Genomic DNA, 10,007 nt, shown 5'->3' with positions numbered 1-10,007 from the left:
TTCGGTCTATGCCTATCTGGAAACGAATCGCGACCGGATGGACTATAAAACGTATCGTAAACGGGGCCTTCTGATTGGGTCTGGGGCTATCGAATCAGCTCACCGAACGGTGATGCAACGACGGTTGAAGCGGTCTGGGCAACGCTGGAGTATTCGGGGTGCGCAGCGTGTTCTAAACTTGCGCGTTTGCCTGATGAGCAACCGATGGAATTTGGTTCGTCAGCAGATTGAGCCAATCAACTATGCGATGGCCGCATAGCGACATTTTGAATTGCACCCGTATGTTGTACAAGCGTTTGGCTCAGATTCTACTGAAAATATAACATCAATTCCTGCCCTATTCGCGCCCAAACTCATGCCACCTGCACCAGAAAAAAGATCAATTCCTACCAATTTATTCATTTATTCAGTTCAATTAAGCTAACAATTTCAAACAAAGTTTTCTCTAAATATCTAAAAATTAAAATAATACTTTAATTCGGCTTCATCACCTTTATTTGACGACTGAGCACTCGATTTTCAACAGATTGCCTACCCAGCACTGTTTCCTCTATCCAGTGATCTACATAGATTTGCTCAACAGAAGTTTTCTTAAGTATCTCAGAACGTTGATTTTCGGCAGTATGCCGGTCAGTTGAAATTCGCATGTATGAATAAATCATAGCCGCAAGTTGAACTGTATATGTAAGAGTAAAAACAGGCAAATTTAACCTATAAAAAAGGCATATTCTCGACATTACACTGTCAATATACTCTATTTCAATATATTGGTAACATAATAAAGGCACTAATGAAGGACCTTTATTATGTTACCAATTCTAAATTTTAGTTATTACGTCTATTATTGTTTGTTTGGTCTCGATAATCCTCTGATAGTCCTTCAATAGTCTAACCAAGTCGTATTGAAAGTCCTGCTTAAAGTTCTCTTGGTATCAAAATTCGTTTAAATTCGTCGTCGTACTGCCTCCTGTTTTCATAGTTCACTAAGTTAGATCATGCTTAAATTAATGTCCAGTTAAAAGTAGCAGGTCCACTATTGGATAGGTTCATGATCTAAAACAGTGGCACAATACTGATTTGGTGTTTGGTGTCGGTATTACCCCCCAGTAGAATCAGTTGTTGGATGGCGTTGGTTGTTGACTTATCTTTGAGTTCTCAAAAGGGGGTAAGACTTCGGTTTTACTTCTTGGCTCGGCTGGTGGTGCAGCCGGGCCTTTTTTTTTCTTCTACATCTTTTTCTCTGTTTTAACTGCTTTTCCGCTACCAGTTTGTCAGTGGCAAATAGATTCAGAGAATTTACACAAGCAAGTGAATTAGGCAGTAAACGTTTATAGGCTGAGCGCCTATAGATGTGATCATACCGCTTATTTTAGACACCTATAAATAAACAGCCACATGAACGCAGACGAACAGACACCTGATCCGGAGCAGCAATTTGACGAGGAGCAGGATGAGCCGTACGTGCAAACCGTTTCTACTGAGGAGTTTGTAGAGGCAGTAGAAGAAGCCAGCAAAAAAGGGAAGGAATAATAAGTGGCTACGCGTCAGCGCTTTTGCAGGCGATTCATTCAGCAAGGCGAGCCTCAAACACGATTAATCGTTTCTCCGAAACATAAATCGCCCGGTAGTTGGTTATAAAACCAACTACCGGGCGATTTATGTTTTATCTTATCCTGTTACTCGACCGAAATCATCGATACGGCTTTGGCTTCGAGCATGGTCTCCCCCATCAGGTAGCAGTCGGCGGCACGGGCGGCTTCGCGGCCTTCCGAAATGGCCCACACGACCAGCGATTGTCCCCGGCGCATGTCGCCAGCCACAAATACTTTCGGATTGGTCGTGGTCTGATACTTGACGGCTTTCACGTTGCCGCGCTCATCGTAGTCAACACCGAGGTCGTCCAGCAGACCGTTGTGCTGCGGGTGCAGGAAACCAGCAGCCAGCAGCGCCAGTTCGCAGGGAACGTCACGCTCCGAGCCGGGCAGTTCGACCATCTGCATACGGCCATTCTTGTTTTCCCAGGTCAGGTCAACCAGCCGCAGCGCTTTCAGGTTGCCGTTTTCGTCTCCAATAAATTCTTTGGTGTTGATGGACCATTGCCGCTCGCACCCTTCCTCGTGTGAGGTACTGGTACGGAGCATCATGGGCCAGTTGGGCCAGGGCGTGCTTTCGGCCCGTTCCTGCGGGGGCATCGGCATCAGTTCAATCTGGGTTACGCTGGCAGCTTCGTGGCGGTTGGATGTACCCACACAGTCGGAGCCGGTATCACCTCCGCCAATCACCACCACGTTTTTACCCGTTGCCAGAATGTCGCCGTCGGTATAGGTCTCCCCCTGATGGTCTACTTCCACCGGGCGTTCGGCATTTCGTTTATTCTGCTGACTCAGGAACTGCATAGCGGGGTAAATACCCTTCAACTCCCGGCCGGGAATCGGCAGATCGCGGGGCACAGTTGACCCACCGGTGAGCATAATTGCGTCAAAATCATTCAGCAAATCATTCGCTTTCAGGTCTTTACCCACGTTAACACCCGGCTTAAATATAATCCCCTCGGCTTCCATAATGGCCAGCCGACGGTCGATGGTCCATTTTTCGAGTTTAAAGTCGGGGATGCCATAGCGCAGGAGTCCGCCAATCTGGTCGGCGCGTTCAAATACGGTAACGGTATGTCCTGCCTTGTTCAGTTGAGCGGCAGCTGCCAGCCCGGCCGGGCCGGAACCCACAATGGCTATCTGCTTACCCGTCCGCTCTGTCGGAATTCTGGGCGTTACGTATCCCTGTTTGAACGCTTCTTCGGCAATTGATTTTTCGATAAACTCAATCGCCACGGGCGGCTTGTTGATACCCAGCACGCACGACGCTTCGCAGGGGGCCGGGCAGATGCGGCCCGTAAACTCCGGGAAGTTGTTGGTACTGGCCAGAATTTCGTAGGCGTAGGCCCAGTTCTGTTCGTACACGGCATCATTGAACTCCGGGATGATATTACCAAGGGGACAACCGCTATGGCAGAACGGCGTTCCGCAGTCCATACACCGGGCAGCCTGCCGCTGGGTATCCTGCGGGGCGAACTGCACCTCAATTTCCCTGTAATCATGAATCCGCTGCTGCGGGTCGCGCTTTTTGGGTAGTTCGCGCGCAAATTCTAAAAATCCGGTAGGTTTTCCCATTCGTTTCGTTACAACAAGTACTTTTTGTCAAATACGTCTTCCCAGGTTAGTTCGAGAAATGCATTGGCTACGCCGGTCTCAATTTCAGCTTCTTCCCGTGCTTCAGTCAACGACTCGTCCCAGATACTTTCAATATAGGCTTTGTTCAGCGATGGCGTATACTGCTGGAGTTTAACGATTTCAAAGCGGGCATTCTGAACGCTAAGCAGCCAACTTCTCGTTCGTCTGTCGGGCTGAACGTGCCATTTGACAACATGCATCATCAGTCGAATTAACTGACTTTGCAAAGCTCTTTTCTCTGAACGCGCCATCGTTTCGATTAACTGTACCAGGCCTTCTTCGACATCGGTCAGATTACCCTCGTCAAAAGATTGTTTAATCTCCTGGGCAGCTAATAGCTCGGAGTGGGCGGCAAGTTCTTCCCAGTTTTTCATAGCATTCAGGCCGTAATCATTGTCTCATCAGTTAGGCTAGGCCGTTACCAATATAGGAACTTTTGCGCCATTACTGATAAACCAGACCGTTCTTAATGGATACGATTCCCGTTCAAACACGGCAACCAGCTTTTGCTGGATGCTGCGGATAAGCAACATCCAGCAGATAGGCAGTCAGTTTCCTGGCCGTCCAGGGTTTCATTACCCATGCGTCACATCCACGGTTATATCCTGATACACGATGCTTTTGTCGCGAATCTGATCGGCCAGTGAAATACCCCGTCCGGCTAATGCCTGCCGGAAATCGCCCGGCATTACTTTCACAAACTGCCCGATTTTGTTGTCCCAGTCCTGAATCAGGGTCAAGGCTACATTGCTGGTGGTGTATTGAAAATGTTTCTCGATGTACTCGCGAAGAATACCCAGGTCTTCTTCGGTCAGGGTTTCCAGATCGACCATATCCGGGTTTACTTTGGCCGCAAACGTACCGTCCTGGTCATACACATACGCGACCCCACCCGACATACCGGCGGCAAAGTTGCGCCCCGTCTGACCCAGAATAACGGCCAGGCCACCCGTCATGTATTCCAGACCATGATCGCCCACACCTTCTACAACAACTTTAGCCCCTGAATTTCGAACGCAGAAACGCTCCCCGGCCATACCCCGGATAAAGGCTTCGCCCGACGTGGCTCCGTAGAAGGATACATTACCGACGATGCTGTTCTCTTCCGGTTTAAACTGGGACGTTCGGTCGGGGTACACGATTAACTGAGCACCACAGAGCCCCTTGCCGAAGTAGTCATTGGCATCGCCTTCCAGTTCGAGTTTGATACCGCTCGTGGCAAAAGCACCGAAACTCTGACCAGCAGTTCCCCGGAGTTTGATGTGTATAGAACCCTCGGGCAAGCCCGGTCCACCGTACACTTTCGAAATTTCGTTGGACAGCATCGTACCAATGCTCCGGTCGATGTTCTGTACCGTAAACTCGGCATAAACCGATTCGGATGCGCCAAGTGCGGTATCGTCCAGCAGGGGTTTGGCTACCTCGATCAGTTTCCGGTCGAGTACATCATCCAGATAATGGTTTTGTTCTTCCTGCTGATACAGCGCCACATCCAGATTAGTTGGCTCTTTATACAGCAGGGCATCAAGATTAATATTTTTGTATTTCCAGTGGGGCAGGTTGTCGCGAAGTTCCAGCATCTGCACCTGCCCTACCATTTCATTGATGGTACGGAAGCCCAGTTCGGCCATAATTTCGCGCAATTCCATAGCCAGGAACGTGAACATATTCACTACGTGTTCAGGCTTACCCGTAAACAGGGCGCGTAGTTCCTTGTTCTGTGTCGCGACACCCACCGGGCAGGTATTCAGGTGACACTTCCGCATCATGATGCAGCCCGCAGCAACCAGAGCCGCCGTGGCAACCCCGAATTCTTCGGCACCAAGCAACGCGGCAATTGCCAAATCACGACCGGTACGCATCTGTCCATCGGCCTGCACCGTTACGCGACCGCGCAGTTTGTTCTTGACCAGTGTTTGATGGGCTTCGGCCAGACCCAGTTCCCACGGTAGACCCGCGTGCCGGATACTCGACAGTGGAGAAGCGCCCGTACCACCGTCATGGCCCGAAATCAGGATATGGTCGGCGTGGGCTTTGGCAACGCCGGTGGCAATAGTTCCCACACCGGCCTCCGATACCAGCTTCACGCTGATGCGGGCGGCCCGGTTGGCATTTTTCAGGTCGGAGATGAGTTGGGCTAAATCCTCAATCGAGTAAATATCGTGGTGGGGAGGGGGCGATATCAGCCCAACGCCGGGCGTTGAGTGGCGCGTCCGTCCAATCCAGTCATCGACTTTGAAACCGGGCAGCTGACCCCCTTCGCCAGGTTTGGCCCCCTGCGCCATCTTGATCTGTAGTTCGCGGGCATTGGTGAGGTAATAGCTCGTTACGCCAAAACGCCCCGAGGCTACCTGCTTGATAGCCGAATTCATACTGTCGCCGTTTTCGAGTGGCGTGTAGCGCAGTTCATCCTCACCACCCTCGCCCGAATTGCTTTTGCCGCCGATGCGGTTCATGGCAATGGCTAAGGTCGTATGCGCTTCCCACGAGATAGACCCAAACGACATGGCACCCGTAGCAAAGCGTTTGAATATACTTTCGACAGGCTCTACTTCGTCAAGCGGTACGGGTGTGCCTTTTTTGAATTTCAGCAGACCACGCAGCGTAATGGCTTTCTGCGTCTGATCATCAATCAGTTTGGAGTATTTCTTGAAGAGCGCAAAGTCGTTTTTCTTCGTCGACTGCTGTAGCAGGTGGATGGTGTCGGGATTAAAAATATGCCGTTCACCCCGTTGCTTCCACTGGTAAATACCACCCACTTCCAGCCGGGGAGCCAGCACGGGCATGTCAGGGAAAGCCACCGAGTGCCGCACCAGAATTTCGCGGGAAATTTCGTCCAGTCCCATGCCGCCGATGCGCGAAATAGTCCCCGTAAAGTAACGGCTAATGACGTCGTTATTTAAGCCAAGGCATTCGAAGATCATGGCTCCCTGATACGATTGCAGGGTTGAGATTCCCATCTTCGAGAAGATTTTCAGCAACTCGCCGTTGACAGCTTTTATGTAGTTTTTGTAGAGTTTATCGAGGTCGTAATCAACGGACAGCAGCCCTTTCTGCTTCATGCTCGCAATGGTTTCGAAGGCCATGTACGGGTTTACACCTGATGCCCCGTAGCCAATAAGCGTAGCCACATGGTGCGTTTCCCAAACATCGCCCGCTTCGACCAGAAGACCGACCTTACCCCGCAATCCCTGACGAATCAGGTAGTGGTGAATGGTCGAGGTAGCCAGTAGCGATGGAATGGGGGCGTGACTGGAGTCGATGGCCCGGTCCGACAGAATCAGAATCGAGTAACCATCATGAATGGCATCTTCAGCGTAGCGGCAAATACGGTCGAGAGCGCGTTCGAGCGACTGCCCTTTTCCATCGGCAGTGAACAGGCAGTTGATCGTTTTGGCCTGGAACTTGGGCCGATCAATAAACCGTAGTTTATCGAACTCCTTGGTGGTCAGTACCGGTTGATCGAGTTCAATCTGACGGCAGTGTATCGGCGATTCACTCAGCAGGTTATACGTTGCTCCTACAAAGGAGATGAGCGACATAATGGATCGCTCCCGGATAGAGTCGATGGGTGGATTGGTTACCTGGGCAAATAACTGCTTGAAATAGTGACTCATGTGCTGGCTCTGTTCCGACAGAATAGCCAGTGGTACATCCGTACCCATTGAGCCGAGGGCTTCCTTACCCGTTTCCACCATCGGTGCCAGAATCATCCGCAGGTCTTCGGAGGTAAAGCCGAAGGCCTGCTGCATCCGGAGCAATTTAGCCGGGTCATAATGGCTATAGGTCCGTATCGGCGTTTCTAAATCCTGAAGCTTTATCTTGTTTTGGTCGAGCCACTCCTGGTAGGGCTTACGGCCACACAGTTCAGCTTTGATCTCTTCGTCCGACACAATTCGCCCCTGCTCCATATCGACCAGAAACATCTTACCCGGCTGTAAACGCCCTTTCGACACCACCGTGGCGGGATCGATATCCAGTACGCCTACCTCAGAGGCCATAATCACGATATCCTCATTGGTAACCCAGAAACGGGAAGGACGCAGGCCATTCCGGTCGAGGGTGGCCCCTACTATGCGGCCATCGGTAAAGGAGATAGAGGCAGGCCCATCCCAGGGCTCGATCAGGGCTGCATGGAATTCATAAAACGCTTTACGAACGGGGTCCATGTGGTCATTGCCATCCCATGCTTCAGGAACAAGCATCATCATGACGTGGGGCAATGAACGGCCACTCATGACCAGCAATTCAATGGCATTATCCAGGTTAGCGGAGTCCGACTGCTTTGGGTCGCAGATGGGCAGCAGCATGTCCATTTCATCCTGGGTAAACTTAGACGACTTAAGCAGGCCTTCGGCAGCCTTCATCCAGTTAACATTGCCCCGTACCGTATTTATTTCGCCATTGTGAGCAATATAACGGAATGGCTGAGCCAGTTTCCAGGATGGAAACGTATTGGTTGAAAAGCGGGAGTGTACAACGCCAATGGCCGAAACCACTTCTTCCTGCTGAAGATCCGGGAAGTAGGGTTCCAGTTGCAGGGTCGTTAGCTGCCCTTTATAGGTAATAGTACGGCAGGAAAGGGACGAGAAGTAAAAATGATCAACGCCGTTTATCGTTTCATTGATAATACGGGTGCTGGTATTGCGTAAAATGTATAGTTTCCGCTCAAAATCGTCGGGATTGGTAATTTCGGAAGGCCGTTTTATGAATACCTGCTCCATCTGTGGCTCTGCCGAACGCGAGCCGTTACCCAGATCGCTGTTGTTGACAGGTACGACCCGGTAGCAGAGCAATTCCAGACCAATCTTTTTCATTTTCCGGTTCAGCACGGCACGGCACTCTTCGCGCAGCCATACATCTTTGGGAAAATAGACCATACCCACGCCGTATTCCAGCGCGGGAGGGAGATGGATGCCCAGTTTGCGGGTTTCGTCTACAAAAAACTCATGGGGTATCTGAATAAGCAACCCCGCTCCGTCGCCGGAGTTTGGTTCTGAGCCAACGGCGCCCCGGTGCTCCATTCGCCTGAGCATTTGTAACGCATCGGCAACAATCTGGTGAGACTTGCGACCCTTGATATGGGCAACAAAGCCGATACCGCAGTTATCGTGTTCGAATTCGGGGCGGTAAAGACCCGCCGGCTGGTCAACCTGATCAGACATGGTCGTAACAGTGTTGGGTAAAGCCCTTTCCCGCTATTCTTATTAAGAAAATAGCAAAAAAAAGCAGCGATAATTGAGAAAATCTAAAGTAACGAGTAGCCTGGTCTATGCTTAGATGTGTAGATAGCAACCGGGCTGACGGGCGTTTGTGACAAAGTCATGCAATATAGTACTAAAAAAAATTGGCAAAAACAGCTTTTCCCAGAATTTAATAAGTTAAGACCCTAATTGTGAATTTGATTATAAATGTTCTTGAAAAGTGAATACCCAGCCAATTACCTGCAAGGTTACCAGTACAGACTGGATAGAACCCCGTCTGTAGTGATCCATTACTACAGGGGCAGTACACCCGATATCAACACTATTTAAGTTTCCATCCTAAAAAAGGGTGGTTGCGTTGGAGAGTTCATTGTTGACTCCAGTTAGTACGTCAAACTGATGTTCGATAGGGTGATTAATTACCCGTTATGGTGGACTATGCGTTATTCAGCTATGTATAAGCAGAAAACCCCTCTCAGAATCATTCTGAGAGGGGTTTTCTGCTTTGGTGATCCGGCTGGGATCATAACCTAGTGGAATAAACAATTGATAATCAAATGATTATAAAAGAGCATTTTCCTAGTTGACGGATTGGTTGACGGAATGAGCAATAGAGCAAAGTTTTTTTTCTCAGTTGACGGTCGGGTTGACATGTGGGTAGTATCTTTGATTCAAACGAGCGGCCAGCAATGGCTACTTGGTTTGGTCAGAGTCGCAAGGGTGGTTCCTACGGCTCTTTGGGTCGGGTGGGTGGTTCCCCCGACCCGTTTTTTTGTCATGTCACTAAAACACCTATTTCAGTACATGGGTAATAAACGGTGAATTTTGACACCCTTTTTACTTTGCAGGTCCAACGGTAGTGATTCAACTACCTACAAGGGATTTACAGCCATATACCCCCCACCCCTGAATTTTGGCACCGTTTCTTTTGGGTTAGGCGAACGGTTAACGAGTTGAACAACGGTAGAGAATTAATATACCCCTCCCCCCTCTCTCCAAACTATACCTGAATAAATCAGCCAAAGATTTACCCGCAATCATTATCTTTTGGGCGTATTTACCTTTGTCTTTTTTGATCACACCTGTTCTTACTTTCTTCATTCCCCTGTGACTTATTCCGAATTTGAAACCCGCTGAAAACCGGCGGGCGGTGCCGAACGTGCCAACTACGGTTTGTTCCTGCAAGACCTTTGCGACCTCATTGGCGTACCCCGGCCTGATCCTACTACCGACAACCCCGCTCAGGATGCCTACGTACTGGAACGGGCGGTTGAGTTCAACGATAACGGCAAACGAAGTACCGGCCGGATTGACCTCTACAAACGCGGCTGTTTTAACGGTTAACTAACCGGCGCGGCTGAAGATGCGAACGCGACCTGCCTACAACATAGTGACCTTCTTTTTAAATTATCTAACTAATTAGTGTACAAATCGGTACGTACGCGGGTAGTTCAATAAATTGTTGACCGTTGGTACAAAAGCAATGGTTAGTCAATATTTAGGCGGCTATACAGCCGAAGTGATAAAGTTGACGCACTCTAGGATCATTTTTCTCCAGTTTAGTGCCTTTGGGTAA

Annotated in this window: 5 protein-coding genes and 2 pseudogenes; 3 read left to right on the top strand and 4 right to left on the bottom strand. The window is 49.7% G+C overall.

All coding sequences use genetic code 11. The annotated features are described in order from the left end of the window. Nucleotides 1-259, top strand: a pseudogene (locus B157_RS0108435) (ISLre2-like element ISRsl1 family transposase); the annotation flags it as partial. Here the strand turns inward: B157_RS0108435 and B157_RS40425 are convergent. Continuing rightward, the gene (locus B157_RS40425) at nt 241-402 is read right to left on the bottom strand and encodes a DNA cytosine methyltransferase (protein ID WP_084761779.1); all 162 of its coding nucleotides are present in this window, start codon (nt 400-402) and stop codon (nt 241-243) included. The pseudogene B157_RS0108435 and the gene B157_RS40425 overlap by 19 nt on opposite strands. Before the next feature lie 993 nt (nt 403-1,395). On the opposite strand from B157_RS40425, the gene B157_RS40045 reads away from it, so the two are divergent. Next, entirely contained in the window at nt 1,396-1,530 is a 135-nt protein-coding gene (locus B157_RS40045; RefSeq protein ID WP_020602910.1) for a hypothetical protein, read from the top strand. 146 nt (nt 1,531-1,676) lie between these two features. Here B157_RS40045 and B157_RS0108425 read toward each other — a convergent pair whose 3' ends face one another. The 3 genes from B157_RS0108425 to gltB form a co-directional block, all read right to left on the bottom strand. Beyond that, entirely contained in the window at nt 1,677-3,167 is a 1,491-nt protein-coding gene (locus B157_RS0108425; protein WP_020602909.1) for a glutamate synthase subunit beta, read from the bottom strand. An 8-nt stretch (nt 3,168-3,175) separates the two neighbouring features. Further along, nucleotides 3,176-3,601 (bottom strand): DUF29 domain-containing protein, encoded by a 426-nt coding sequence (locus tag B157_RS0108420; protein WP_020602908.1) that lies wholly within the window; start codon nt 3,599-3,601, stop codon nt 3,176-3,178. 201 nt (nt 3,602-3,802) lie between these two features. Next, complete coding sequence (gltB, locus tag B157_RS0108410) at nt 3,803-8,392, bottom strand: glutamate synthase large subunit (protein WP_020602906.1); 4,590 nt, start codon at nt 8,390-8,392, stop codon at nt 3,803-3,805. A gap of 1,197 nt (nt 8,393-9,589) precedes the next feature. Here gltB and B157_RS39655 point away from each other — a divergent pair. Further along, nucleotides 9,590-9,775 (top strand): annotated as a pseudogene (locus B157_RS39655) (type IIL restriction-modification enzyme MmeI); the annotation flags it as partial. Between the last annotated feature and the right edge of the window lie 232 nt (nt 9,776-10,007).

Origin of the sequence: Spirosoma spitsbergense DSM 19989 (assembly GCF_000374085.1) — a bacterium.
Classification (GTDB): domain Bacteria; phylum Bacteroidota; class Bacteroidia; order Cytophagales; family Spirosomataceae; genus Spirosoma; species Spirosoma spitsbergense.
This window is presented reverse-complemented; position numbering and strand designations above follow the sequence as displayed.